Here is a 25,743-nt window from a genome sequence, read left to right on the forward strand (position 1 = left end):
GCGGATGAGCGCCAGCGAGATGCCGGCGCCGTCCGGGTTGCCGGGACCCGGCGAGATCACGATGCCCTCGGGCTCCAGGCGCTCGATCTCCTCGACCGTGATCTTGTCGTTGCGCGCCACGCGCATCGTGGCGCCCAGCTCGCCCAGGTACTGGACCAGGTTGTAGGTGAACGAGTCGTAGTTGTCGAGAACGAGAATCATGGTTCTACCGGATCCGGGGGGGAGCGCCGGCTGCCGCTCCTTGGTTTTCGCTTGCCTCGGAACTGGCGGGGCCCAGCCCGCCGAAGTTCCTCGGCTCGCCCTGCGCCCCGGGCCCCCCCACCCGCCTTCGTATGATCACCGTGCTTTGCCTTCTCTTGACCCGCCGGTTTCTTGGGAGACGCGGAGCGCCAGCAGCATGCCGCGCGACTTGGAGCAGGTCTCGAGCCACTCCGTCTTGGGGTCCGAGTCGGCCACGATGCCCGCGCCCACCTGGATCGAGGCGCGGCCGCCGTGGCAGACCACGGTGCGGATGGTGATGCAGGAGTCGAGGTTGCCCGAGTACGAGACGTACCCGACGGCGCCGCCGTACGGTCCGCGACGGGTGGGCTCGAGCTCTTCGATGATCTCCATGGCCCGGATCTTCGGCGCCCCCGTCAGCGTCCCCGCCGGGAAGCAGGCCTCGAGCACGTGGAAGGCGTCGCGCCCCGGCTCGAGCCGGCCGCGGACGTGGCTGACGAGGTGCATGACGTGCGAGTAGCGCTCGACCACCATGAACTCCGTCACCTCGACCGAGCCGATCCTGGACACCCGCCCGAGGTCGTTGCGGCCGAGGTCCACGAGCATCACGTGCTCGGCGCGCTCCTTGGGGTCGGACTGCATCTCGGCCGCGAGCTTGTCGTCCTCCGCCTCCGTCCGGCCCCGCGGGTGCGTGCCCGCGATGGGCCGCTCCTCGACGCGGTCGTCTTCGAGGCGCACGAGCACCTCGGGCGAGGAGCCGACGATGCTCGTCTTGCCCAGCCGGAGGAAGAAGAGATACGGCGACGGGTTGATGGTGCGCAGCGCCCGGTAGACGGTGAAGGGATCCGCCTGGAGCTCCGTGTCCAGCCGCCGCGAGACCACGATCTGGTACGCGTCGCCTGAGGCGATGTACTCCTTGGCCTGGCGCACGCGCTCCATGTACGTCGCCTCGTCCATGGTCGAGGTGAAACCCTCCTCGCCCATGGCGACGAGCGGCTCGACGGCCGGGAAGGTCAGCGGCGCCGGCGGCCGCGCGGGGCGCGCGAGCTTGGCCAGGAGCGCCTTGATCCTGTCGACCGCCTGATCATAGGCGCGGTCGAGCGAGGCCGGATCCTGGCTCGTGATATGCGCGTTGCCGATGACCAGCAGGCGGTGTCGGAGGTTGTCGAACACCAGCAGGCTGTCCGTGAACATGAACACGGCATCCGGCAGCTTGAGGTCGTCCTTGGCCCGGCGGGGCAGCTTCTCGACGTGGCGGACCATGTCGTAGGAGAGGAAGCCCACGGCGCCGCCCTGGAAGCGCGGCAGCCCCGGCACGACGACGGGCTTGAAGCGCGCGAGGAGCGCCCGCAGCGCCTCGAAGGGGTTCCGTGCCTGGAGCGTCTCCACGCGGCCGTCGGCGTGGCGCACCGTGAGCCGACGCCCCCTCGCGGTGAAGACCATGGAGGGCTCCGAGCCTAAGAAGGAATAGCGCGCCCACTTCTCGCCGCCCTCGACCGATTCCAGTAGGAAGGCATACGGCCCGGGCCGCAGGCGCAGGAAGGCCGACAGCGGCGTGTCGAGGTCGGCCGCCACCTCGGCATAGACCGGCACGAGGTTGCCGCCGGCGGCCAGCCGGTGGAACTCCTCGCGCGACGGAGAGAGCGGGGGCAGCGCGTGCCCCACCGTGGTCATGGCGGCAGGGCTACGCGAGGGCGTCCAGCTTCTTCTTCATCTGGGACTTGGGCACCGCGCCGATGACCTGGTCCATCACCTGGCCGTCCTTCATGAACAGGATGGTCGGGATCGAGCGGATGCCGAACCGCGCGGCAAGCTGCGGGTTATCGTCCACGTTGACCTTCGCGAGGCTCACCGAGCCCTTGGATTCTTGGGCCAGCTCCTCGAGCGCCGGCGCGATGGCGCGGCAGGGCTGGCACCACTCCGCCCAGAAGTCCACCATGAGGACTTCCTTGTGCTTGCCGATCTCGGCGTCGAAGCTCGACTCCGTCAAATGCAGTGTCGTCTCAGCCATACGATACGCGTCTCCTTTAGTGGGACTTTCGGCGCGCCCGCGCGCTGTCGAGTAATCGAACCATCCACTCCCGTGCCAGGTCCTTGCACCCGAGCCCGAAGGCCAACGCCAACGCCAGCGCCACAGCGCCGAAGAGGATGACGAAGGCCGAGCGGACCAGCTCCGGCGCGATGCCGAGCTCCTCGAGCGTCACGGCCGCGGTGAACGCCACGACGGCGTAGCGGACGAGCGCGGCCAGCGCGTCGCTCTCGGCCATCCCGGCGTTAGCTGCGGTCGCGCGGACGACCCCGGCCAGGAAGCTCGCGAGGAAGAGCCCGAGGATGAGCACCACCACCGCGGCGATGACCTTCGGGACATAGACCAGGCACCGCGTCAGGACCTCCGAGACCTGGGTCAGGCCGAGAATGCTCACGGCGGCGACCAGGGTGGCGAGCAGCACCAGCCAGTAGACGAGCACGGCAAGCAGCTCGGCCGGGCTCTGCCTGATGTCGGCTCGGACCAGGACGTCGTCGATACCGGCCTTCTCGGAAGCGATGTCGAAACGAACCGTCAGCAAGAAGCGGAACACCAATCCTTTCGAGAACTTAGCCGTCAACCACCCAACGAGGAGGATGCCCAGAGCGACCACCAAGCGGAAGGCGAGGGCTCGGCTGGGCTCGAGGACGGCGGCTGGCAGATCCATAAAAATGCAGAGCCACGCTAACATACCCCCCACGGCATCGCAAGGCGGGCAGGCGGGTTTCCCTTGACACTTCCGGCGTCCAGACGCCATTCTGAAAGGCCCAAGGTTACGGTAGGTTGCGGCGCATAATGAGGGCGGCTGGGACCCTTCCCGAGCCCATCATGGGCGGTGCCGGAAACCCCTGAAGGAGGGCGCTCGACTCGATGGCCAAGGTCATGGTGGTGGACGACGCCTATTCGGAGCTCAAGCTGATGGAAGGCATCCTCAAATCCGCCGGTCTCGAGGTCGTCTGCTTCCCGGACGGCGAGCAGCTCGAGGAGCGGATGGTTCAGGAGAAGCCGGACGTGCTTCTGCTCGACATCGTCATGCCCAACCGCAACGGCTACGAGATCCTCCGCAGCCTGAAGCGCGACGAGCGCACCAAGCGCACGCCCGTCGTCCTTGTCAGCTCGAAGAACCAGGAGAGCGACCGCGTCTGGGGCAAGCGGCAGGGGGCCGACGAGTACCTGGGCAAGCCCTTCACCGCCGAGCAGCTCGTCACCGTCGTCCGGCAGTTCGTCAAGTGAGCGCGCACGCGGCCTCCGGACGATGACCACGCTGCCCGCCGAATCGCATTCGGAAGCCCGGCAGGCGCGGGCGTGCCTGGTCAAGCTGGCGGGCAGCCGCTTCGCCGTCGAAGTGCGATACGCGCGAGAAGTCGTCGTCTTCGACGAGCACACGATGGTCCCGCTCGCGCCGTCACACCTGCTCGGCGTCGTCAACCTCCGGGGCTCCGTCATGCCGCTCGTGGACATCCGTCCCTTCCTGGGGCTCGAGCCGGCGCGCGCGACCCGAGAGACACGGGCGCTCGTCGTGGAGTGTGACGGCGACCAGGCGGCGATCCTGATCGACGAGGTGGAGGGGCTCGAGCCGATCGGGGGACTGGCGCCGGCCGGGAACGGTGACGAGGTCCGCGATTCGGACTTCAGCGCGGGCCGTCTCGAGCGCGAGGGCGGTGTGGTCACGCTGCTCGACGTGCGGCGCATTCTGGCGGCGCTGGGCGGCCCAACTCAAGCGGTCCTAATCGAAGCGGCTGGGGAGGCGGGCTGACATGGACAGGCGGCGCTTTCTTGGCCTGACCTCCAGGATCGCCGCGGGCAGGATCGCCGCGGGCAGCATCGCCGCGGGCGGCATCGTGACGGGTGGATGCGTGCTCGGTCCCGGTGGCAGCGTATGGGCGCAGGTCGCCCCGGCTCCGCGGCCGGGCGCTCGGCCGGCTGCAGGGCCGCCCGAGCCGCCGACCGCCAGCGCCCCTGGCGTGAGCGCCCGTGACGTCAAGATCGGGATGTCCGCCGCGTTCAAGGGCGCCCAGGCGGGCCTCGGCGCCGAGCTCTGGCGAGGCGCTGCCGCGTACTACACCGAGCTGAACGCCCGCGGCGGGGTCAACGGGCGCCAGCTCGCGGTCATCGCGCTGGACGACGACTACCAGCCGGACCCGTGCGTCCGAAACACGATTCAGCTCATGGAGCAGGACCCGGTTTTCTTTCTCTCCAACTACGTCGGCACGCCGACGCTGACGCGGGCCCTGCCCATCATCAAGCGCTACGGCGACGTGATCCTGATCGGCAACTTCACGGGCGCCCAGCCGCAGCGCGAGCCGCCCTACGTCGCCTTCGTCTTCAACGTCCGCGCCTCCTATCGCCAGGAGATGGCGGCCCTCGTCGAGCGTTTCTGGGCGCTCGGCGCGCGCAAGTTCGGCGTCTACTACCAGATCGACGCGTACGGCCGCAGCGGCACCGACGGCGTGGAACGCGCGCTGGCGCAGCGGGGATTCAGGGTCGTCGCCGAGGCGACGTACGTCCGCGGCGCGAAGTTCGAAGAGGACATGGGCCCGGCGGTCTCCGTGCTCCGCCAGGCGGGCTGCGACGTCGTCCTGTGCACGGGGGCCTATCAGGGCTGCGGCGCCTTCGTCCGCGCCGCGCGTGACGTGGGCTGGACCGTGCCCATCTCGAACGTCTCCTTCGTCGGCTCCGACGCGATGCTGGCGCTGCTCCTCAAGCAGGGTAAGGCGGCGGGCCGCGACTACACGCGCGCGCTCGTCAACTCGCAGGTGATGCCGAGCTACGACGATGCCAGCCTGCCGGGCGTGGCCGAGTACCGGGCGCTCATGGACAAGCACAATCCGGTCTTGCCGGAGGCGCTCCGGGACAAGACGTACGCGCCGCAGCGGTACAGCTTCATCAGCCTCGAGGGCTTCATCAACGCCAAGGTGGTCGCGGAGGGGCTGCGCCGTGCCGGAGCCAACCCGACGCGCGCGAGCCTCCGGCAGGCCCTCGAGTCCTTGCACAGCCTCGACCTCGGCATCGGCGCGCCGCTCACCTTCAGCGCCGAGCGCCACCAGGGGCTGGACAGCGTGTACTTTACCCACGTCGAAGGCGGGCGCTGGGTGCCCGTGACCGATTGGACCGCAGCCGTTCGGGCGTGAGACCACAGGAGATCCCAATGAGACGGCGAGTGGAAGCGCAGGAAGCGGAGCAGGCTACGCTGTCGCCCGAGCGCCGGCGGCTCGGGCTGGGCCTCCTCGGCAAGATCGTCCTCTTCCTCGTGGCGGCGCTGGTACCGCTGGCCGCCGTCACGTGGTACGTCTCCGCGCGCTCCCTCAGGACCAGCATGACCGAGGAGTTCACGTCCAAGGGCGAGGCCATCGCCTCGAGCCTGGCCTCATCCGGCGTGGACCTGATCTCGACGCGCGACGCGTCGTCCGTCCAATCGCTCGTGGACGAGTTCGCGAGAATCCGCGGCGTCGCCTACGTCATGGTGTACGACCCGCAGATGAGGTTCATCGCCCACACCTTCTCGCCCTCGGTGCCCGCCGACATCGTGGACAAGAACATCGTGCCGGGCGACGCCCCCCGCCAGGAGCGGAACATCGAGTACCAGGATCCGGCCCGGAAGATCACGCGCGAGATCATCGACATCGGCGTGCCCATGGCCGCCGGCAAGCTCGGGACCGTGCGGGTCGGCATGGACCGGTCCATCATCAACAAGGCCGCGGCCGCCTCCGGACGTCAGCTGCTGCTGCTCTTCGGCGGCGTGGCCGCCCTGGCTCTGCTCGGCGGCGTGTTGCTCGCGCGGCGCATCACGCGCCCCATCACGCTGCTCGTGGCGGCGGCCCAGCGGGTGGGCCGAGGCGACCTCAGCGAGACCGTCCCGGTCACCTCGCGGGACGAGATCGGTGAGCTGGCGCAGACGTTCAACCAGGCCGTCGTGCGCCTCCGCTCGCAGGTCCAGACCGAGACGGAGCGCGACGACGAGCGCCGACGCCGCGGGGAGCTGCAGGAGAGCATCATCCAGTTCCTCGACACCGCCATGGAGATCTCCCGGGGCGACCTGACCAAGCGCGGCGACGTCACCTCCGACGTGCTCGGCAACGTGGTCGACGCCATCAACCTCATGGTCGCCGAGATCGGCGCCATCATTGCCGACGTGCGCGTGGCGGCCATGCAGGTCTCGGTCAGGGCCAACCAGATGACCGACTCGACCGGGCGCATGGCCCAAGGTGCCCAGGCCCAGGCGCGGGAAGCGGGCCAGGTCGCGGCGTCCGTCGAGGCGCTGACGCAGTCCGTCCGCCAGGTGGCCGAGAGCGCGCGCGCGTCGGCGCAGGCGGCGCGCGAGGCGCTCGACGCCGCGCAGAAGGGCGACATCGCCGTGCGCGATAGCCTGCAGGGCATGCAGCGGATCCGCGGCGAGGTGCAGTCCATCTCGAAGAAGATCAAGAGCCTCGGCGACCGCTCGCTCGAGATCTCCGAGATCGTGAACACCATCGAGGACATCGCCTCGCAGACCAACCTGGTCGCGCTCAACGCGGCCATCGAGGCCGCGGGCGCGGGCGAGGCGGGGCTGCGCTTCGCCGTGGTCGCGGACGAGGTGCGCAAGCTTGCGGAGCGCTCGGCCAAGGCGACCAAGGACATTGCGGTCCTGATCAAGAACGTCCAGAACGACACGCAGGAAGCCATCGTGGTCATGGAACAGGGTACGCAGGAGGTCGAGTCCGGCTACCGGATGACGGTGCAGGCGGGCGAGAGCCTCAAGGTCATCGCCGACGTCTCCCACCGCTCGGCCGAGCTGGCCCAGGACATCTCCCAGGCGACGCAGCAGCAGGTCCGCGGGGCGGAGAGCGTTGCCCAGGCCATGCAGTCCATCCAGGCCGTGGCGGCCCAGACGGAGCGGGGTGTGCTCGAGGCCCGCCGCACCGTGGACGAGCTCGCCCGGCTTGCCGAGGAGCTCACCGCCAGCCTGGCGCGGTTCAAGCTGGCCGCCTAGGGCCCGCGAATGGCCCGGATCTTGCGTTTATCCAGCCAGGATGATTAAAGACGAGGACAGCGAGTTCATCCTCAGCATCTTCCTGATGGAGGCCTGGGACACCTTGGCCGCCGTCGAGGACGGGATCCGTCGTCTGGCGGCCGGCGAGCCGGTCTCCTCGGGGGTCCTCGATCCCCTCATGGTCGTCGCCCACCGCCTCAAGGGCGCGGCCGCGCTTCACGGCTACCCGGTGGTCTCCGCCGTGGCGCTGGTAATGGAGGAGATAATCGAGGAGCTGCCCGCCGCGCCTGACGGCGAGAGGCCGCGCCGAGTCGAGGTGCTGGCCGAGGTGGTCGCCACGGTCAAGCGTATGCTCGAGACGATCGGCGACGACGGGCGGGAGGACGTGGACGCTGTCGTCCGTCTCCGTGCTCGCCATCCGGAGCTGTTCGCGCCTCCGGCTGCCCTCGAGCCCGTGCCGGCGCGCGTCCGCCTCACCGAGCCCGGGCCCGCCGCGAGGCTCGATCCTCTTCCTGCGTCTCCGTCACCACCCCCAGCGCCGTCACGCGATGAACCCCCCGATGATCCCTCCGATGAACCCCCCGATGAACCCATGGTGGTGACCGAGCACGCGCCGCAAGGCGGCCGTGCGGCTTCTTCCGGTCCTTCGGCTCTTTCTCCGGCGGCGGCTCTTTCTCCGGCGGCGGCCCCCGCGGTGCCCGAGGCGCCCGAGGCGCCAGCAGTCCCTCTCGAGGAAGCCGTGGCGGACGGGCTGCTGCGCGAGCTCGAGCGCTTCTTCGCGGAGCACGCCGAGTCCGTGCCGTACTTCGCTCCCGAGGCCGCAGAGCACCTCGAGGTGATGACGCGCTCGCTCCTGGCGCTGGAGCAGCGAGCCGAGCCCGCGCAGGACGAGGTCGCGAGCCTCTTCCGCGCCGTCCACACGCTCAAGGGCGCGGCGTACACGGTCGGCTGCGCGCCCGTGGGTGACGTCGCCCACCGCATCGAGGATCTCCTCGAAGGTGTGCGCGACGGGCGGCTCTCCCTTTCGCCTGCCGTTATCGAGGCGGTTTTCGGTGGTGTGGATGCGCTCCGGCTGCTCCTCGGCAGCGCGTCGGTGATCTCGCCGAGCGTGCGCGCCGTCGTCCAGCGCACGCTCGACACCCTCGACGCCCTGCGGCCCGCTCCGGCCCCGCTCGAGGCCAAGCCCGTCCATGGGGCAGAGCTGCCAGTCCATGGGGTAGAGATGGAGGAAGAGCTGATGGCGGCCGAGCCCGCGGGGATCGCTCACGTCGCGCCCGCGCCCCCGCGCCCGCGCTTCGTGCCGCCGCCGCCCGCGGTCCCGGCGCCCGTGGCCGGAGACCGGCGCGGGCGCGAGTCCCAAGAGGGACGGCCCAGCATCCGCGTCAACCTCGACCGGCTCGATTCGCTGATGAACCTGGTCGGCGAGCTTGTCATCGCGCGAAGCCGTCTCGACCAGCGCTTCGCCCAGATCGAGCGCGTCAACGAGCTCTTGGCCTTCAGCCGTGGGAGGATGACGCAGACGGTGCGTGACTTCGAGGAGAAGCACCGCTACACCCAGCTGCCGCCGGCAAGCGCGGCCGCGGGCGGCGAGGCGGGCGGTGAGGGCCGGCAGGCGGCCGACGAAGCCGGCGTCACCGAGCCGCTGTCCAAGCTCTTCGCTGAGCTCGAGTTCGACCGGTACGACGACTTCAACATCTTCGCCCGGAGCGTGGACGAGATCTCGGCCGACGTCTCGGAGATCCAGGCCCAGCTGACGGGGCTCATCCGCAGCGTCGGGGAGGACACGGCCCACGTCCAGCGCCTGACGGCCAGCCTGCGCTCCCAGGTGACGCGCGCCCGCATGGTGCCGATCGGGCGGCTCTTCGCGCGCTTCACCCGGCCGGCCCGCGAGGCCGCGCGCGCGGCCGGCAAGAGCGTCGCGCTCCAGCTCTCCGGCGAGGCCGTCGAGGTGGACAACGCCGTCATCGAGCAGATCGCGGACCCGCTGCTTCACCTCGTGCGCAACGCCATCGACCACGGCATCGAGACCGACGAGGAGCGGCGCGCGGCAGGAAAGCCCACGCGCGCGACGGTGTCGCTCTCGGCCTTCCACCAGGGCAGCTTCGTCCAAGTCCAGGTCGCCGACGACGGGCGGGGGATGGATCCCGTCCTCCTGCGCGAGCGGGCCGTGCGCCAGGGCTTCCTGTCGCCCGAGGCGGCTCGCGCGCTCGGCGACCGCGAGGCGCTCACGCTGGTCTTCCTGCCCGGGTTCAGCACGGCCGGCGAGGTGACCGCCACCTCGGGGCGGGGCGTCGGCATGGACGTGGTCCGCACCAACGTCAGCCGGCTCCATGGCGAGATTGATCTCCAGTCCGAGCCCGGCGCGGGTACGCGCATCACGATCAAGCTGCCTCTGACGGTCGTCATCTCCGACGCGCTCCTGGTCCGGTCGGGCGGCGAGACCTTCGCGGTGCCGATGAACGCCATCCGCAGCATCGTGCAGGTGCGCCCCGCGGAGATCGAGCAGGCGGGAGACCGCGAGCGCGTCGTGGTCGAGGAGGAGGCGGTGGAGCTGATCCGCCTCGACCGAGTCCTCGCGCTGCCCGCCGGCCGCCCCCCGGCGCGGCAGCCCGTCCTCGTCTTCCGCTCGGGCGTGCGCCCGCTCGCTGTCGCTGTGGACGAGCTCGTCGGCAAAGAGGACGTCGTCATCAAGAGCCTCGGCGGGCTCCTCGAGCGCGTCGGGCCGTTCGCGGGCGCGACGATCTCCGGCGCCGGGCGGGTCATCCTGCTGGTGGACCCGTCACGATTGGCGGAGGGGGCTGAGGCCTCGCGGCAGGCGGGCCGGGCCACGGCCGACGCGCGTGGGCGCGGGGCAGGGCACGGGCGCGCTGAGGCCCCGGCGCGGCGCATTCTCCTCGTGGACGACTCGATCAGCATCCGGAAGTTCGTGGGCCAGATGCTCGAGAAGGCTGGGTTCGAGGTTATCACGGCCAGCGACGGGGCCGAGGCGCTGCGGCGGCTCGGCGCCACGGTGGTGGACGCGGTCGTCACCGACCTCGAGATGCCGCGCATCAGCGGCTACGAGCTGATCGAGGATCTGCGGGCGCGCGCCTCGACACGGGCGCTGCCCGTCGTGGTGCTGACCACGCGCGCCGGCGCCAAGCACGTCAACCTGGCCCGGCGCCTCGGCATCGCGCACTACGTCACGAAGCCCGTGGACGAGGGCGCCTTCGTCCGCCTCATCGTGTCGCTGACGGCGCGGAGCGCCGGGCACGAACCCACGGAGGCCAGGCCGTGAGCGACGCCAGGCCCACCGCCAAGGTCCTCATCGTGGATGCCGACCCGACGAAGCTCCAGGCCCTCAAGGCGGCGCTCACGACGGCGGCCTACCAGGTCACCTCGGCGACGAGCGCCTCCTTCGCGCTCACGACGCTCGAGCGCGACCGCCCGGACCTCATCGTGAGCGGCAACCGGACCGAGGACATGGACGGCGTCGAGTTCTGCTCCATCATCCGGAGCGACCCGACGACCCACGACATTCCGTTCCTCTTGCTGTCCGGGCCCACGCGCCCGACGCCGTGGGCCGTCGCCCAGGCCGGGGTGGACATGCTGGTGGCCGGCGACTTCGTCGTCTCCACCGTGCTCGACCGGATCTCGAAGCTCCTGCGCCACGTCGTGCCTCAGTCGGAGCCTGGGCTGCCGCCACCGCCGCCGCTTCCGCCGCGGGTGACGGTTCCCCGCGCGGAGGCCGGGACGCGGACTTTCGAGGGCTCGTTCGGCGTGCTCGACCTGACCGAGGTGACCCAGGCCATCGCCCTCGGTGGCAAGACGGGCCGGCTCTCGCTGCAGCTGACGGCGGGCGAAGGCTCCTTGCTCTTCGACTCCGGGCGCGTCGTCCACGCCGAGTTCGCCTCGCGCACCGGAGAGAGCGCCTTCGCGGCCATGGTTTCCGCCGCCCAGTCTGACCCCGAGGGCACGTTCCGCTTCAAGCCCGCGGCCGAGCTGCCTGCCGGTTCGGGGCCGCGCACGATCCAGAAGAGCGTGGACCAGCTGCTCCTCAGCATCGCCTCCGAGATCGACGAGGGCCGCGCGGCCGCCGGCGTGCCGCCCCCCCCGCCGAGACCATAGTGCCGACCCAACTGACTTCGCCAGATCTACTCAGCCCTCGCCGCGCGGCGGGGCCGCTCGTCTCGAACAGCCACGTTCTCGGTCGGCTCGTCATGTGGGCCGGCACCTTGGGACTACCCTCTCGGTGTAGGCGAAACTCGCGAGAGGCCCAATAGCCCATGCCCCGCGTGCTGGTCGTGGACGACAGCCTCTCCGTGCGCAAGATGATCGAGCGCGCGCTCGAGATGAAGGGGTTCGAGGTGCTCTCCGCCTCGTCGGGCGCCGAGGCCATGGAGCGCATCAGCAGCGCCATGCCCGACATGGTCGTCTGCGACGTCGTCATGCCCGACGTGGACGGCTACCGCATCTGCGAGTTCGTGCGCACGCACCCGGCGCTCTCTGAAACGCCTGTGCTCCTCATCTCCGGTATCGTCAACAGCGCCGTCCTCGAGCGGGCGGCGCAGGTCCGCTCCAGCGACGTCCTGCGGAAGCCGTTCACGGCCGACGACCTCGCGCGCAAAGTGGACGAGCTCCTGGCCGCCCGCTCTCGGAGCGCAGCGGCGCCGGCCGGCCTGCCGGCGTCCGTCGCCGACGCGATGGTTGCCCTACCCGACCTCAAGGCGATCCTGCTGCAGCTGGCGACCATGCCCGGCGTGCGGCTGGCGGCCCTCGTGGACCGCGAGGGTTTCCTCATCGAGACCGCCGGTGAGTTCGGGGTCGACGCCGAGGTGGCCGGCGCCCTCGCCGCGTGCCTGGCCGAGTCGTCGGAGGGCATCGGGCGCGAGATGGGACAGGGTGCGCTCTCGAGCATGATCCTCGATTACGAGGCCGGCATGGTCCTGCTGCACAGCGCCGGGCCCTCGGCCATCCTCGCGGTCGTGCTGCGCGACCCGACCGCGCTCGGCAAGGTCCGCTACTACGTCAAGAGGGCCCTGCCGGAGCTGCTCCGGTCCATCTGATGGCGACATCCGTCGGCATCTCCAACCTCAAGAAGCCCTGGGCGTGGCTCGCCGCCATCGCCGTGTTCGGCCTCGCGCTCGCCTCGTCGACGGCGCTCTACGTGGTGAATCCCGCCGTGAAGCCGCAGCTGCCGTGGTGGGCGGCCGTGGCGGCGCCCGCCCTCGTCTACGGGCTGGTGCTGCCGCTCTGCGTCCCGCGCATGCGGATAGGCGGCTGGTTAGCCGGATTCTTCACCTTGGTCGTCCTGCACGTGGGCATCGCTCTCACGACGGCGTGGCTCTACGCGAGGGTCGGCTTCATCTCCTTCGAGCAGGCGCTGGCGCCGGCGCTGTGGGGCTTTCCTCCGGCCCTTGTCCTTGCCATGGTCGGCTCGCTGGTCATGACCTTGCCGTTCCTCGGGGCGCTCGCTCCGCGGGCAGCGGCCCCTCGTCCCCAGGCGGGCGCGACTCCGCCCCGGGCGGGGGCGACGAAGCAGCCGCGGCAGGCTCCCGAGATCATTCCGTCCAATGACCGCCAGGCCTGGGCGCGGGTCTCGGCCGGAGCCGAGCACGAGTCCGCTGCGTCCGCCGCGGTCGCGCAGGCCGTGAGCGCGCGGCCCGCGATGGCCGTCGCAGCCCCCGCGCTGGTAGAGCCTCCGCCCGCGGTGGCAGTGCTTCCGCCCGCGGTGGCAGTCCTTCCCGTGGTCGTCCCGGATGAGCCCGCCGTGCACGCGGTCCCGCTGTCGGGAGTCAATGGCGCCGCTCCTGACACGGCTGAAGCCGACGCGCCTGCCGCCGGGGGCGATGATCTGCCCCCCGCCAACGTTCTGGATTTCAGGCAGGCGCTCTCCGAGCTCTTCGGCGAACCGGCCGCCGCGCCCGTGGGCGAAGAAACCCTCGATGCGCCGGACGAGTTGGTCGCGCCTGAGCCGTCGTTTACGGCGGCGGTCGCGGCTGACGCGCCGGCGACGTCGGAGGCGCCAACGGTGTCGGGCTTGGTAGTCCGGATTCCGTTCGACCGGGTGGTGGGACAGCTGCCGCCGGGGGCGTTTCGGGTGCCGCTGGGGCAGGTAGGGGCGCAGCTGCGGGAGGCGGAGACGCTGGTGGTGCCGCAGGACGTGGTCGTGCCGCAGCTGGGCGAGGGCGTGGTGCAGGTGGCGTGGGAGGTGGTGGCGGAGCAGTTTCCGGCGGCGGTGTTCGCGGTGGCGCCGGCGGAGGTGAAGGAGCGGATTGTGAACGGGCGGCTGCTGCTGCCGCTGGACGAGATCGTGCGGCAGCTGCCGCCGGACGTGTTTGCGGCATCGATCGGGCGAGGGTCGGTGGAGGTGCCGGGGATCGAGAGCTTCCCCGCGCCGTTCAAGCCACTGGGGTGGGAAGCGCCGCCTGTACCGGCCGTTGCCGAGCCGGCGAGCGTGACGCTCCCGGCTCCCCCCGCTCCCCCGCCCGCCGTGCCGGAGCTCGAGCGGTCGCCCGAGCCGGAGCCAGTGCCGGTGGCAGCCGAGGCGCCTGACCAGGCTCCGGCCATCGAGACGCGCTACGTCGCCGAGCCGCAGGGGAATGCCGAGAAGCTCGCCGTCCTCATGGCTCCGTGGGAGACCGCGGTTTTCGACGAAGTCCAGGTCGGCGACTTCGCGATCATCAGCGTCTCCTCGGCCGGTCTGGCAGGGAGCGCGGTGGTCGCCGCGGCCGGCCGCCTGAGCCCCGTCATCGCGCGCCGGGCGCCGCGGCCCGTCGAGCAGGCGACCCTGCGCGGAGTCGGAGGCACGCTCGTGCTCACGCCTGTCGGATCCGGATGGAACACGGGCACGGCGCTCGCCGTGGGCTTGCGCCCGGGCGGCCCGCTGGCCCGTCTCGAGATACTCGCGCGGCGCGCGGCGGCCGCTCATGAGCCTCCCTCATCGGCTGAGAGTCGGCAGACCGTCCCCCAGACCGTTCCCCAGGCAGTTCCCATGACGGCGAGGTTCGACGCCGCGCCGCCGCCCGCCGCCGCCGCCGCCGCCGCGGAGGACCTCCAAGCCTTCGGGCCTCTGACGGCTCAGTCGTACCGCGAGCCCACGAGCGGCGTTCTCATACACTGTTTCGTCCCGCCGGGCGCGTCGGCAGCCGAGCTGGCGCCGTTCGCCTGGGAGCTTGCGCAGGCCATGGCGCAGGGTTCCCAGGCGGGACCCCTCGGATCCTTCCACTCGGCCGTCCTCCGCTCGGGGAGAGAGCGCTTCGAGATCCGCCGGCTGCCGTCTGCCGCGGGTCCCGCGCCGGTCCTCGTCGTGGGGGGCGCCGAGACGGGCCGACCGGGGCTCGCGCGCCTGCAAGTCGAGCGGGCGGCGGCGCGGCTCGGCGCGGCCTGAGGACACCATGGCGATCATCAACTACGCGCAGAAGGTCATCAACTTCAAGCTGGTCTACTACGGCCCGGGAGTGGCCGGGAAGACTGCCAACCTCCAGCACATCCACAAGAGCCTGCCGGACGGCAGCAAGGGCAGCATGATCTCGCTCACGGCCGGCGACGACCGGACGCTCTTCTTCGACTTCCTGCCCGTCTCCGCGCTGACCGTGCGGGGCTTCACGGCCAAGTTCCAGCTCTACACCGTGCCCGGGCAGGTCTACTACAACATGACGCGCAAGCTGGTGCTGCGGGGCGCGGACGGGATGGTCTTCGTGGCCGACTCGCAGTGGGACCGGCTGCGCGAGAACGTCGAGAGCTTCCGCAACCTCGAGGAGAACCTGCGCGAGTACAATACCAGCCTGGACGAGATGCCCTACGTGATTCAGTACAACAAGCGCGACCTCGAGAACATCGCGCCGCTCGACTACATGGAGTTTCTCCTCAACCGGCGGGCCCGGCGGGTTCCGTCCTTCGAGGCTGTGGCCGTCAATGGCGACGGGGTTTTCGACACCCTCAACACCGTCTCCCGCATGGTCCTGGTGGGCGAGTTCGGTCAAGAAAAGGGGGCGCACCGTGAGACTGCATGACGTGGTCATCCACGAAGGCGACGCGGAGAAGATCAACGCGGTCCTGACGACGTTCCTCGGTGAGACAGGCGCCACCGAGGCCCTGCTCATCGACCGGAGCGGCCAGCTCCTGGCGGCGACCGGCGCCAACCGCGCGCTCGACACCGTGTCCATCTCGGCCCTGGCGGCCGGCGCCTTCAGCTCGACGGGCGCCCTGGCCCAGCTGCTGGGCGAGACGGAGTTCACCGTGCTCTTCCACCAGGGCAACAAGGAGAGCATGCACGTCTCCACCGTCGACGACCAGGCGATCCTGCTGGCGATCTTCGGCGAGCGGACGACGGTGGGCATGGTGCGCCTCTTCGCGAAAGAGGCGGCGACAGCTATCGGGCAGATCCTGATCGAGTCGCGCGCCAAGCCCAGGAGCATGGGCGATCTGTCGACGCCGCTGACGGCGGAGGAATCGCGGACCACCTTCGGCGAGCCGCAGAAGCCCTGACGGGAGTGCCACGGGAAGGGCCCCGCGGCCGCACGAGCGGCCACGGGTGCGGCGACAGGCGCCGGTGCTAGATATCCTCGGGGCTGGCCGGGATCTGGCTCTGCGGCCCCCAGGCGCCTTCGAGCGTGGCCAGCGCCTTCCTGAGCGCCCACTGCACTAAGCCCACGTTGACCTCGCGATCCCCCAGCACGACCACGAAGCCGACCGGACTCGAGCCGAGGAACACCGTCCCGTCGTCCGCCGAGAAGAGCGCCGTGTGGAAGGGGGTCCGCTTCAGCCGGTCGGCGCCGACCTCGAGCTCGCGCCCGAGCGTGGCCGTCAGCGCCGCCAGCGGCTCGACGGCGACGGTGCGGGGCAGGCTCGACGTGATGACGAGGCCGTCGGCGGCCACCACGAGCCCGCCGCGGACGCGGTCAATCTTGAGCATCTCGGCGAGGATGCGCCGGAACTCGCGCGCCCGCGCGGACGCGGGCCGTGGGGTCGCGGGCTCGGCGCTCACGCGCGGACTCCCAGCTCACGCAGCGAGTTGGTCCAGAGCTTGTCGGTCTCGAGCAGCCCGAAGCCGACCTTGACGTCCTGCGGGAAGCTGAGCGCGAGGATCAGGCGGTCATTGCTCCGGAAGAACGTGGTCTCGGTGGCGGCCTGGACGATGCCGCGCCTCAACGCGCCGAGCCCCGCCCGCTGGAGCGTCGCCGAAGCGATCCGGTAGACCTGCGTGACGTGGCCGGCCAGATCCTCGGCGTCCTTGTCGCCCTGCTGGGAGAAGACGAGCGTGCCGTCGGCCTGCGTCAGCACGAACTCTCGCCCGCCCGCCGGCGGCTTGAGCTTCTCCACCTGGATCGGCGGGCCCGCGTAGACCGGACGCTGGCCCGGGGCCGCCGGCGTCATCGTCCAGCTCGACACCATGTCCTGCAGCGCTTTGGCCTCGGGGAAGTCCGGGTAGTACTGAAGCGCCTTGTCGAGGAAGGGGCGGCACGCGGCGAGGTCACGCTCTTCGAGCGCGATCTTGGCGAGTCCCAGGAGCGCCCGCGGATGATACGCGTCGAGGGCCAGGACGGCCTGGAACTCGCTCTTGGCCGGGCCGATCTGGCGGAAGGCCAGGTGGAGGTAGGCCGAGAGGAGGTGGCCGACACCGCTGTTCGGCGCCAAGCGCAGCCCGTGGGCGACCAGTTCGGCGGCCTCTTCGAAGCGCCCTTCCTGTCGGTAGAGATCGGCGCGCCGGAAGAGCGTGGCGGCATTGGGCGGACGCGTGAAGCTGGTGATCGCGTCCCAGGAGCGCGACAGGAGCCTCAGCAAGCCCACGTGGTTTGACTCCCCCTCGCTCGTGAAGCCGTCGCCCAGGGGCCCGGCCGCCCACCCTGAAACTTGACGGCAAGCATAGCACAGAGGGGCGGAGGGGCTCGTACCCCACGGAGCATCCCCCGAGGTGGCCGGGGGGAGGGTCGCGCTCAGGCGGGGCCGCGGCCGCCCAACCGCTCCGAGGGCCCGCATTGACCTGCCTTTGAAGATTTGGCAGGATCGGCGCAATGAAGATCGTCATCGTCGGCGCCGGGTTCGCCGGCCTGCAGTGCGCGCAGCGCCTCTCCGGCAAGCCGGTCGACGTGCTGCTGATCGATCGCAACAACTACCATCTGTTCACGCCGCTGCTCTACCAGGTCGCCAGCTCCCTGCTCAACCCGAGCGACATCGCCTACCCGGTGCGGACCGTCTTTCGCGGCTCACCCAACGTTCGCTTTCGCGTGGCCCAGGTGACCGGCGTGGTTTTCGACGCGAAGGTCGTGGAGACGGCCGACGGCGACCGGCTTCCGTACGACTACCTGGTGATGGCGACGGGGAGCGCCACCAACTTTTTCGGGATGCGCTCCGTCGAGCGGGCGGCGCACGGTCTCAAGGATCTCCCCGAGGCGGTAGCGCTCCGGACCCACGTCATCCGCGCCTTCGAAGGCGCGACCCGCGAGACGGACCAGGCGGCCGTGCGAGCGTGGCTCACGTTCGTGGTGGTGGGCGGCGGGCCGACGGGCGTGGAGTACGCCGGCGCGCTCTCCGAGCTGATCCACCGCGTGCTGGTCCGGGACTACGCAGAGCTCGATCTCCGCGCCGTGCGCGTCATCCTGCTCGAGGCGCTCGATCGCGTGCTGCCGGCCTTTCTCCCGGCCCTCTCCAAGGACGCGTGCAAGCGGCTCGAGCGGCTCGGCGTCGAAATCCGGCTCGGCGCCCGGCTGCTCGACGTGACGGACGGGCGGATCACACTCTCGAGCGGCGAGACTCTCGCCGCGCAGACCCTCGTGTGGGCGGCGGGCGTCAAGCCCTCCGAGCTCGACACGGCGCTCGACGTCCGGCGCACCCGGTCTCAGCGGATCGCGGTGGACTCGTGCCTCCGGATCCCGGATTGCCCTGGAGCCTTCGCGATCGGGGACGTGGCGGGCGCCACCCAGGATGGCAGGGAGCTCGCGATGATGTCGCCGCAGGCGATGCAGGAGGGGCGCTACGTCGCCGATGCGATCGTCCGGCTCGAGAGGAAGCAGCCGCTACGGCCGTTCCGCTATCACAACAAGGGCATCATGGCCACGATCGGCCGCCACGCCGCGGTCGCCCAGGTGGGCCCGCTCTCGTTCAAGGGGCCCATCGGCTGGTTCGTGTGGCTCTTCGTGCACCTCTACTTCATCATCGGTTACCGGAACCGCCTGGTGGTGCTGATCTCGTGGGCGTGGAACTACGTCTTCTACGATCGCCCCATCCGGCTGATCACGCGCGGAAAGGACGGGACAGAAGGGGAATGAAGCCGGGGAACAGGAGGACACCGTGCCGACGTTACGCCTGAGATCGTACAAGACGATTCCCGGAGAGCAGTACGGCACTCCGAAAGAGGTCTGGGGGTTTCACATGCGTGCTGGAAGGGGATCCCCACAGCGTGTGACGCGAGCGTTCTTGCGCTCCAATGCCCCACTGCTCGGCCTGGCAGGAATCCACTCGCACCTGAGCGTCCAGCGTGTCGTTCACAGCCTCGGGGCCACGCACGTGATCCTGCAGCAGCGGCACCGCCGCATTCCAATCTTTCGGGCGTACGTGACCGTGCACATTGGGCGCGACGGCCGCATCTACCTGGTCAAGAACCGCGCCGTGCCACGGGCATATCTCGAAGAGCGGGGCCGCTTCAAGCTGAGCGCCCGCCGTGCCCGGAGCCGCGCCCGGCGGGCCGTCGGGGGAGGGCGGCGGGGAGTCAAAGTTGTGGGCGCGGACAAGCGCTGGTTTCCCGTCGAGGACACGATCCGTCCCGCGTACCGCGTCCGGGTGCATCGCGAGGTGCCGCGCGAGGAGTGGATCGTCTACGTCAACGCCGCAACCGGCGGCGTGCTCAGCAAGTACGACAACCTCGCGAGCGCCCGAGGCGTGGCGCGCGTCTTCGATCCCAATCCCGTCGTCGCACTTGGCGATTGGAAGACGCTGCTCTCACCCACGGGCCGGCCGCGCCGCCCGCCGGACAGGGCGTACACGAAGGTGGCGCTCGAAGGCTTGGGCAGCGGTGACCGGCTTGATGGATGGCGTGTCACCACCTCCCCCACGCCCAACCGAGTGCGCCGGGCGGACCACCGGTTCCTGTTCGACTCGGTCGAACCGGGCTTTCTCGAGGTCATGGCGTATTTTCACGTCAACCGCGGCATCCGGTACCTCGAGTCCCTCGGGTATCGCGGGCAGCGCGCGATCTTCAGAGCGCCCTTTCCGGTAAACGCCAGTGGCACACGCGAGGACAATTCGTGGTTCAGCCCCGGGCTCAAGTCGCTGACCTTCGGGACGGGCGGCGTCGATGATGCCGAGGACGCCGAGATCATCCTCCACGAGTTCGGCCATGCGCTGCAGGACGCGATTTGTTCGGACTTCGGGCAGTCAACGCAGGCTGCCGCCATGGGCGAGGGATTCGGCGACTACTTGGCAGCCAGCTTCTTCGCCGCCATGAAGCCCGCGGCCCTACGGCCACTGCTCATGAGCTGGGACTCGATCGCCGACACGGACCAGCGGCCGCCGTACCTGCGCCGCGTCGACCTACCCCTCACCTTCGAGAGCTTCGATCATGGCCTAGACGCCGACGAGCATGACAACGGCAGGATCTGGTCGGCGACGCTGTGGGATATCTTGACCGCGGTCGGGCGCGACGTCGCCGACCGCATCATCATCGACAGCCACTTCCAGCTGGACGGCTTCACCACCTTCGCGCGTGGCGCGCGCGCCGTACTCGATGCGGACCGGAATCTGTTTCGCCGCCGGCACGTGGCGCGGCTGCGGACGATCTTCCAGGGCCGCGGGATAGGACCCGTGGCGTAGATCCAAGGCGAGTCCTCCCGGACCGCCGTCGCCGGGACGGAGGCGGCAGCGCTAGTGGCCCAGGAAGATGCGCTTCACCTCGGAGGAGGCCAGGAGGTCGGCCGAGGGACCATCGAGGATGGCGCGCCCCGATTCGAGGATGTAGCCGCGGTGGGCCATGCGGAGGGCGAGCTCTACGTTCTGCTCGATGAAGACGACCGTGATGCCGCGCTCGCGGTTGATCGCGGTCAAGACTTCCGCGATCTGCTCGATCACGCGCGGCGCCAGCCCCAGGAAGGGCTCGTCCACCATGAGGAGCGCGGGGCGCGCCATGAGTCCGCGGCCGATGGCGACCATCTGCTGCTCGCCGCCCGAGAGCGTCCCCGCGATTTGGCTGTGCCGCTCTCTCAGGTGCGGGAAGAGGGCCTCGACGTCGGCCAGCGTTTCCTCGCGGCGCGCCTTGGCTCGCGGGTGATAGGCGCCCAGCAGGAGGTTCTGGCGCACGGTCAGGTACGGGAAGAGCCGGCGGCGCTCCAGCACGTGGGCGAGGCCGAGCCCCACGATCTTATGCGGCGGCAGGCCGTCGATGCGCCGGTCTCCGAGGCGGATCTCGCCCGAGCGGGCCCGCACGAGCCCTGAGAGCGTGTTCATGAGCGTGGACTTGCCCGAGCCGTTCGGCCCGAGGATCGCCACGACCTCGCCCCGGGCGGCGCTGAAGGAGACGTCCCAGAGTATCTGGTAGTCGCCGTACAGGACGTCGAGGCCGCGGGCCTCGAGCTCCGTGCCGCCCGCCCCATCAGCGGACATAGGCTTGTCCCAGGTAGGCCTCGACCACGCGCGGATCGCGCCCGACGGCGGCGGGCGGCCCGTCGGCGATGACCTCGCCCAGGTGGAGCGCCACGATACGCCGCGAGACGTCCATGATCACGCCCATGTTGTGCTCGATGACGACCAGCGCCGTGCCCGCGGCGTTCAATTCGCGAACGAGCGCGACGAGTCCCGGGATGCTCCGGAGGTCCACGCCGCCCGTCACCTCGTCGAGGAGCAGGAGGCGCGGCTGGGTCGCGAGCGCGCGGGCCAGCTCGAGGCGCTTGCGCTGGCCGGTGGAGAGCACGCGCGCGTGCGCCTCCGCCTTGTCGGCGAGCCCAACCTTTTCGAGCGCTTCGAGCGCCTCCAGGCGGGCGCGCGCCGGATCGGTTGTCTTCTGGAAGGCGCCGACCATGACGTTCTCGAGCACGGTCATCTGGGTGAAGGGCTTGAGCTTCTGGAAGGTGCGGGCGACGCCGAGCCGGCTGATCTGGTCGGGGCGGAGCCGTGTGATGGGCCGACCGTCCAGCAGGACCTCGCCCGCGTCCGCCGGCTGGAAACCTGTGAGGAGGTCGAAGAGCGTGGACTTGCCGGCGCCGTTGGGGCCGATGATCCCGACCAGCTCTCCCGCGCCGACGCGGAAGGAAATGTCGTTGTTGGCGACGAGGCCGCCGAATCGCTTCGTGACGCCGCGCACGTCCAACAAAACCCCCTCTCCGGGTCGGTCCATCAGCCGGTCCGCCGGCGCCCGCGTTGAGCGAGGGCCATGATGCCGCCCGGCTGGATCACTGAGACCAGCATGATGAGCGCGCCGTACACGAGGAGATCCACGGCCTTGCCGGTGCCCCCGAAGGAGATGCGCGTCCACTCGCCCAGCGGGATCAGGATGGCGGCGCCCACGAGCGGGCCCCAGAGCGTGCCGACGCCCCCCAGCACGGCGACGAGGCAGATCAGGATGCTCAGCGCGGTCGGGAACACCGAATCGGGGTCGATGAAGAAGATGTACTGCGCGTAGAAGGATCCGCCGAGCGCCGTCAGCCCCGCGGAGAGCGCCATGGCCCGCTGCTTGTAGGCGGCGACGGGGATGCCCAGACTCGCGGCGGCGTCCTGGTCCTCGCGTATGGCGCGCAGGTAGTAGCCGAGGCGCGAGCGCTCCACCCGACGCGTGACCCACAGCGCCAAGAGGAGCAGCGCGAGCGAAATGTAGTAGTAGTTCTGCTTGCTCTCGTGGAACTGGAAGTTGATCCACGAGTCGGGGCGCTTGATGGGGACGAAGAGCCCGCGCGCGCCACCGGCCCAGTCCCAGTTGATCATGAGCGTGCCGATGATCTCGCCGACCGCGATGGTGGCGATCGCGAAGTAGTGTCCGCGGAGCCTGAAGACCGGGTAGCCGATGCACTGGGAGAGTAGAACAGCCAGGACAGCGCCCGCCAGCATGCCGCCCCACGGCGAGAGGCCAGCGTGCTTCGCCAAGAGCGTGGACGTATACGCTCCCGTCCCGAAGAAGACCGCGTGGCCGAGGGAGATCTGACCGCAGTAGCCCGCCAGCAGGTTCCAGGCCTGGGCCAGCATGGCGTAGAGGAAGATGGTAATCATCACGTGTCGCGGGAAGGGTTTGGTGACGACCTGGGGGAAGATGACCAGGACGGCGAGGGCGGCCGCGGCGCCGGCCCAGCGGAGCCCGCGCGGCGTCATCTAGTACCGGCCGAAGAGCCCTTGCGGGCGCCAGAGGACGACCACGAGGTAGAGGGCGAAGACGACGGCGTACTTGAAGGCGGGCGCGATCAGGAGGCCCGCCAGCACCTCGACGACGCCGACCACCACGCCCGCGGCGAGGGTCGCCGGCACGTTGCCGAAGCCGCCGAGCGCCACCGTGACGTAGGCCAGCAGCGCGAAGCTCGCGCCCACGTCGGGGAAGATGTAGAAGAACATGGCGAGGAGCGCCCCCGCCGCGCCCACGCAGGCGGCGCCGATGCCCCAGCCAAGGGCGAACATGCGCTGGGTGTCGATGCCCATCAGCGAGGCCGCCTGACGATCCTGCGCCGTCGCCTGGAGTGCCAACCCTGTCTCCGTCCGCGTGATGAACCAGTGGAGAAAGCCGAAGGCCGCGAGCGCTCCAAGACTGGCCGCAAGCTGAGGCAGCCCGATGAACAGGCCGCCGACCGCGAGCCGCCCGTCCACCAGCGGGTTCTTCACCAGTCGGAACTCCACTCCCCAGAGCGCCTGCGCCGCGGCGCGCAGGAAGATGGCGAGGCCGAAGGTGGCGAAGATCTGGGCCAGCATGGGCGCGCCAAGGATCCAGCGGATCAGGCCGTGGTAGACGGCGAGCCCGAAGAGAAACAGAAGCCCGACCGTGAGCGGCAGGGAGGTCAGCGGGTCGAGCTTCAAGAGCGCCCAGGACCAGAACGTGGCGAACATGGCGAGCATCAGGAACTCGCCGTGGGCGAAGTTCACGATCTCCATGAGGCCGAAGATGAGCGACAGCCCCGCCGCGATGAGCGCGTAGACGAAGCCCATCAGGAGCCCGCCCACGAGCCCCTGCAGCAGCGTTTCGACGCTCACGGCTCGTGGGACTCCAACGGACTAGTGCTCCCGCAGCAGGGAGCCAAAGCCGGGAAAGCGGTCGTGGATGCCGCAGGCACGGAGCGCGTGCCAGAAGGTGGCCGCGTTGATGGCGATGACCGGCTTGCCCATCCAACGCTCGGCCTCGTCTGCCAGCCGCACCATGGAGAGGTTGGTGCCGACCTGGACGATGGCGTCCACGTCCGGCCCGTCGAGCTCGTGGAGCACCTGCCGGAGCGTGTCCTCTCCCACCTGGGCGATGGCCGTGGCCGTCTTGCAGCGGAGCCCGGTGAAGCGGACGACGTCGAAGCCGGCCTCCTCGAAGAATCCCCTGACCTGTTTGTCGGCGACGGGCTGGTACGGGCTGAAGGCGGCGATCCGCCGGACACCAAGCGTCTCGAGGGCGGCGCGGCAGGCCGAGGCGCCCGTGGACACCGCGAGGCCCGACTGGGCGCGGACGCGCTCGATGAAGGCCGCGTTGCCCTCGACGCCGCCCCAGAAGGTCTCGGACGACATGCCCATGACGAGATAGTCGGGCTCGCACGTCATGACGTCGCGGATGGCGACGCTGATCGACCCGCGGATCTCGCCGAGGAGGGCCTCGAAGGCCGCGTCCGAATCGAGCGCCGGGTGCGCGATGTACATGCGCCCCGTGTGGAAGGTCACGCCCGGCGGCGCCATCCGGTTGTAGTCGTGCTCGACCACGGTGTTGGTCGAGGGGACGATGACGCCGAACTTGGCGCGCCAGCCGACGACGTCAGTCATGAAGGCGCTCGAGCTGGCGCAGGTCAGCCACGGGCACCCGGCCTACTTCTTCTCCTTGAAGCCGGGCAGGGGATAGATCACGTCGGCCGCGGCGAGATCGAAGGGCCAGATCGTCGCGTAGGCGCCCTTCTGCATCTGCTGGAGGATGGCGCGGATGCCGGTGTTTTGCCCCTTCTCGTCGAAGCGGACACCGGTCCACGGCATGACCAGTTGGTCGGGCGGGACGTTCGTCGCGACGAGCGCCTTGCGGATATCTTCCGGGTTGGTCGACTTCGCCCGGTTGATGGCGTCCACCAGCACGGTGAAGCCGGTCAGCCCGCGGGTCGGCGCCTCGGAGATGTCGCGGCCGCCCGGGTTGTCCTTCTGCTTCTTGAAGAGCTCGTTGACCGGGCGGATGAGCGGCTTCCTCGCCTGGAGGTCGAGGGCGAAGGGCGAGCGGGTGATGTGCCCCTCGATCTCGCTCTTCATCTCCTGGACGAAGGCCGGATCGACCCAGCCCGCGTTCTGGGCGATCAGCATGCGGGGGATGTAGTCGAGGGTCTTGGCCGTCTTGACGTAGAGCACCGCGTCCGTGGCGTAGGAGGTCGGCAGGAAGACGTCGGGGTTGGCGGCCTTGAGCTTGCCGATCTCGGCGTCGAGGCTCGTGGTCTTGTCGCGGTAGGCCATCTTCACGACGACCTCATAGCCGTACTTCTTCGCCAGCTCCTCCTGGACCTTGGCCGAGTCCACTCCGAAGAGCGTGTCCTCGTGCATGATGCCGATCGTCCTGAACTTGACGTTCTTCTTTTTCTCGAACTCCTTCATGAACTCGAACATCGCGAGGGAGAAGTGGCCGTCGTGCGGCGACGTCCGGAAGAACCACTTGAAGCCGCGCTCGGTCAGCGTCGGCGAGGAGGACTCGGCGTTCAGGATGGGCACCCCGTAGCGCTCGGCGACCTGGCTCACCGTCGCGGTCACGCTCGAATGCACGGCGCCGATGATCGCGTGGACCTTCTCCTGGGTGATCAGGCGTTCGGCCTCGGACTGGCCGACAGCCGGCTTGCCCTGGTGGTCCACGATAATGAGCCGGATCTTGGCGCCGCCCAGCCCCGGCAGGCCGTCGGTCGTCTTCTTCATCGACGGCAGGTTGAGGTCCGACGTGCCGTTGTAGAGGTCGGCCGCCATTTTCATGGCCGTGACCGAGTCGATGCCGAGCTGCGCCAAGTTACCCGTCATCGGGTAGATCACGCCGATGACGATCTCCTTCGGGGCCTGGGCGTGGGATGCGGGCGCGGCCGCGAGCGCGGCCACCAGCGCCAGAGAGAGCAGTCCGATCACACGTCGCATATCGGGGTCCTCCTCTACGGCTTGATGAATTTTACAGGTCGGCGCTGACCGTCCAAGTGGCTCGGGAGTGTAGCACAGTCGCGGCGCCCGCGGGCGCTGTCCGGAGCGGAACTGTATGCATGAGCGGACATTGACGGAGAGCGCCGGCGGGGCTTAGTCTGACCGACATGGATGTGACGCCGATTCCGACCAAGCGCTGGGCGCGGGTGGAATACGAGCGGCTCGTGGATCGGGCTGTCTTCCAGCCCGGCGACCGCGTCGAGCTTGTCGGCGGTCAGCTGGTCGTGCGGGAGCCGCAGGG

The 25,743-nt window shown here is 69.9% G+C and carries 24 protein-coding genes; 12 read left to right on the plus strand and 12 right to left on the minus strand.

Features of this window, described 5'->3' with window-relative positions:
- The 4 genes from VGV06_11200 to VGV06_11215 form a co-directional block, all read right to left on the minus strand.
- A partial coding sequence (locus tag VGV06_11200; protein ID HEV2055723.1) for an anthranilate/aminodeoxychorismate synthase component II occupies window positions 1-201 on the minus strand: 201 nt, incomplete at its 3' end.
- Between the two features lie 135 nt (window positions 202-336).
- Window positions 337-1,893, minus strand: a complete 1,557-nt coding sequence (gene trpE, locus VGV06_11205) for an anthranilate synthase component I (GenBank protein ID HEV2055724.1) — start codon at window positions 1,891-1,893, stop codon at window positions 337-339.
- 10 nt (window positions 1,894-1,903) lie between these two features.
- On the minus strand, window positions 1,904-2,230 hold the full coding sequence (gene trxA / locus VGV06_11210) for a thioredoxin (protein HEV2055725.1): 327 nt from the start codon (window positions 2,228-2,230) through the stop codon (window positions 1,904-1,906).
- 16 nt (window positions 2,231-2,246) lie between these two features.
- Window positions 2,247-2,912 (minus strand): hypothetical protein, encoded by a 666-nt coding sequence (locus VGV06_11215; GenBank protein HEV2055726.1) that lies wholly within the window; start codon window positions 2,910-2,912, stop codon window positions 2,247-2,249.
- A gap of 203 nt (window positions 2,913-3,115) precedes the next feature.
- Between VGV06_11215 and VGV06_11220 the strand changes: the two genes are divergently transcribed.
- The 10 genes from VGV06_11220 (at window position 3,116) to VGV06_11265 (ending at window position 15,683) form a co-directional block, all read left to right on the plus strand.
- The gene (locus VGV06_11220) at window positions 3,116-3,478 is read left to right on the plus strand and encodes a response regulator (protein HEV2055727.1); all 363 of its coding nucleotides are present in this window, start codon (window positions 3,116-3,118) and stop codon (window positions 3,476-3,478) included.
- 22 nt (window positions 3,479-3,500) lie between these two features.
- On the plus strand, window positions 3,501-4,001 hold the full coding sequence (locus VGV06_11225; protein ID HEV2055728.1) for a chemotaxis protein CheW: 501 nt from the start codon (window positions 3,501-3,503) through the stop codon (window positions 3,999-4,001).
- A gap of 1 nt (window position 4,002) precedes the next feature.
- On the plus strand, window positions 4,003-5,376 hold the full coding sequence (locus VGV06_11230) for an ABC transporter substrate-binding protein (GenBank protein ID HEV2055729.1): 1,374 nt from the start codon (window positions 4,003-4,005) through the stop codon (window positions 5,374-5,376).
- Window positions 5,377-5,393: 17 nt separating this feature from the next.
- Entirely contained in the window at window positions 5,394-7,214 is a 1,821-nt protein-coding gene (locus VGV06_11235) for a methyl-accepting chemotaxis protein (GenBank protein HEV2055730.1), read from the plus strand.
- 40 nt (window positions 7,215-7,254) lie between these two features.
- A complete protein-coding gene (locus tag VGV06_11240) occupies window positions 7,255-10,491 on the plus strand; it encodes an Hpt domain-containing protein (protein ID HEV2055731.1) in 3,237 nt (1,078 codons plus the stop codon).
- Window positions 10,488-11,321, plus strand: a complete 834-nt coding sequence (locus tag VGV06_11245; GenBank protein ID HEV2055732.1) for a DUF4388 domain-containing protein — start codon at window positions 10,488-10,490, stop codon at window positions 11,319-11,321. The genes VGV06_11240 and VGV06_11245 overlap by 4 nt, the downstream gene beginning before the upstream one ends.
- A 158-nt stretch (window positions 11,322-11,479) precedes the next feature.
- Complete coding sequence (locus tag VGV06_11250; GenBank protein HEV2055733.1) at window positions 11,480-12,259, plus strand: response regulator; 780 nt, start codon at window positions 11,480-11,482, stop codon at window positions 12,257-12,259.
- Window positions 12,259-14,583 (plus strand): hypothetical protein, encoded by a 2,325-nt coding sequence (locus VGV06_11255; GenBank protein ID HEV2055734.1) that lies wholly within the window; start codon window positions 12,259-12,261, stop codon window positions 14,581-14,583. Before VGV06_11250 ends, VGV06_11255 begins: the two co-directional genes overlap by 1 nt.
- Before the next feature lie 7 nt (window positions 14,584-14,590).
- Window positions 14,591-15,208: a gliding-motility protein MglA gene (locus VGV06_11260; GenBank protein ID HEV2055735.1), complete on the plus strand. Its 618-nt coding sequence runs from the start codon at window positions 14,591-14,593 to the stop codon at window positions 15,206-15,208.
- A complete protein-coding gene (locus VGV06_11265; protein ID HEV2055736.1) occupies window positions 15,195-15,683 on the plus strand; it encodes a roadblock/LC7 domain-containing protein in 489 nt (162 codons plus the stop codon). The genes VGV06_11260 and VGV06_11265 overlap by 14 nt, the downstream gene beginning before the upstream one ends.
- Window positions 15,684-15,750: 67 nt before the next feature.
- Here VGV06_11265 and VGV06_11270 read toward each other — a convergent pair whose 3' ends face one another.
- Together VGV06_11270 and VGV06_11275 are read right to left on the minus strand one after the other, a co-directional pair.
- On the minus strand, window positions 15,751-16,182 hold the full coding sequence (locus VGV06_11270) for a hypothetical protein (protein ID HEV2055737.1): 432 nt from the start codon (window positions 16,180-16,182) through the stop codon (window positions 15,751-15,753).
- Window positions 16,179-16,985: a tetratricopeptide repeat protein gene (locus VGV06_11275; GenBank protein ID HEV2055738.1), complete on the minus strand. Its 807-nt coding sequence runs from the start codon at window positions 16,983-16,985 to the stop codon at window positions 16,179-16,181. Before VGV06_11275 ends, VGV06_11270 begins: the two co-directional genes overlap by 4 nt.
- Before the next feature lie 224 nt (window positions 16,986-17,209).
- On the opposite strand from VGV06_11275, the gene VGV06_11280 reads away from it, so the two are divergent.
- Both VGV06_11280 and VGV06_11285 read left to right on the plus strand, forming a co-directional pair.
- A complete protein-coding gene (locus VGV06_11280; protein HEV2055739.1) occupies window positions 17,210-18,463 on the plus strand; it encodes an NAD(P)/FAD-dependent oxidoreductase in 1,254 nt (417 codons plus the stop codon).
- Between the two features lie 133 nt (window positions 18,464-18,596).
- On the plus strand, window positions 18,597-20,003 hold the full coding sequence (locus VGV06_11285) for a M4 family metallopeptidase (GenBank protein ID HEV2055740.1): 1,407 nt from the start codon (window positions 18,597-18,599) through the stop codon (window positions 20,001-20,003).
- Between the two features lie 51 nt (window positions 20,004-20,054).
- On the opposite strand, the gene VGV06_11290 is transcribed toward VGV06_11285, so the two are convergent.
- The 6 genes from VGV06_11290 to VGV06_11315 are packed head-to-tail and all read right to left on the minus strand — an operon-like array spanning window position 20,055 to window position 25,442.
- Window positions 20,055-20,789 carry an ABC transporter ATP-binding protein gene (locus tag VGV06_11290; GenBank protein ID HEV2055741.1) on the minus strand — a complete coding sequence of 245 codons (735 nt, stop codon included), beginning with the start codon at window positions 20,787-20,789 and terminating at the stop codon, window positions 20,055-20,057.
- The gene (locus tag VGV06_11295; GenBank protein HEV2055742.1) at window positions 20,779-21,486 is read right to left on the minus strand and encodes an ABC transporter ATP-binding protein; all 708 of its coding nucleotides are present in this window, start codon (window positions 21,484-21,486) and stop codon (window positions 20,779-20,781) included. The genes VGV06_11290 and VGV06_11295 overlap by 11 nt, the downstream gene beginning before the upstream one ends.
- A 32-nt stretch (window positions 21,487-21,518) precedes the next feature.
- On the minus strand, window positions 21,519-22,484 hold the full coding sequence (locus tag VGV06_11300; protein HEV2055743.1) for a branched-chain amino acid ABC transporter permease: 966 nt from the start codon (window positions 22,482-22,484) through the stop codon (window positions 21,519-21,521).
- Window positions 22,485-23,351, minus strand: a complete 867-nt coding sequence (locus VGV06_11305) for a branched-chain amino acid ABC transporter permease (protein HEV2055744.1) — start codon at window positions 23,349-23,351, stop codon at window positions 22,485-22,487.
- A gap of 21 nt (window positions 23,352-23,372) precedes the next feature.
- Complete coding sequence (locus VGV06_11310) at window positions 23,373-24,116, minus strand: arylmalonate decarboxylase (protein HEV2055745.1); 744 nt, start codon at window positions 24,114-24,116, stop codon at window positions 23,373-23,375.
- A gap of 42 nt (window positions 24,117-24,158) precedes the next feature.
- A complete protein-coding gene (locus VGV06_11315) occupies window positions 24,159-25,442 on the minus strand; it encodes an ABC transporter substrate-binding protein (GenBank protein HEV2055746.1) in 1,284 nt (427 codons plus the stop codon).
- Window positions 25,443-25,743: the final 301 nt, after the last annotated feature.

The sequence above is a fragment of the Candidatus Methylomirabilota bacterium genome (assembly GCA_035936835.1).
GTDB lineage: Bacteria > Methylomirabilota > Methylomirabilia > Rokubacteriales > CSP1-6 > AR37.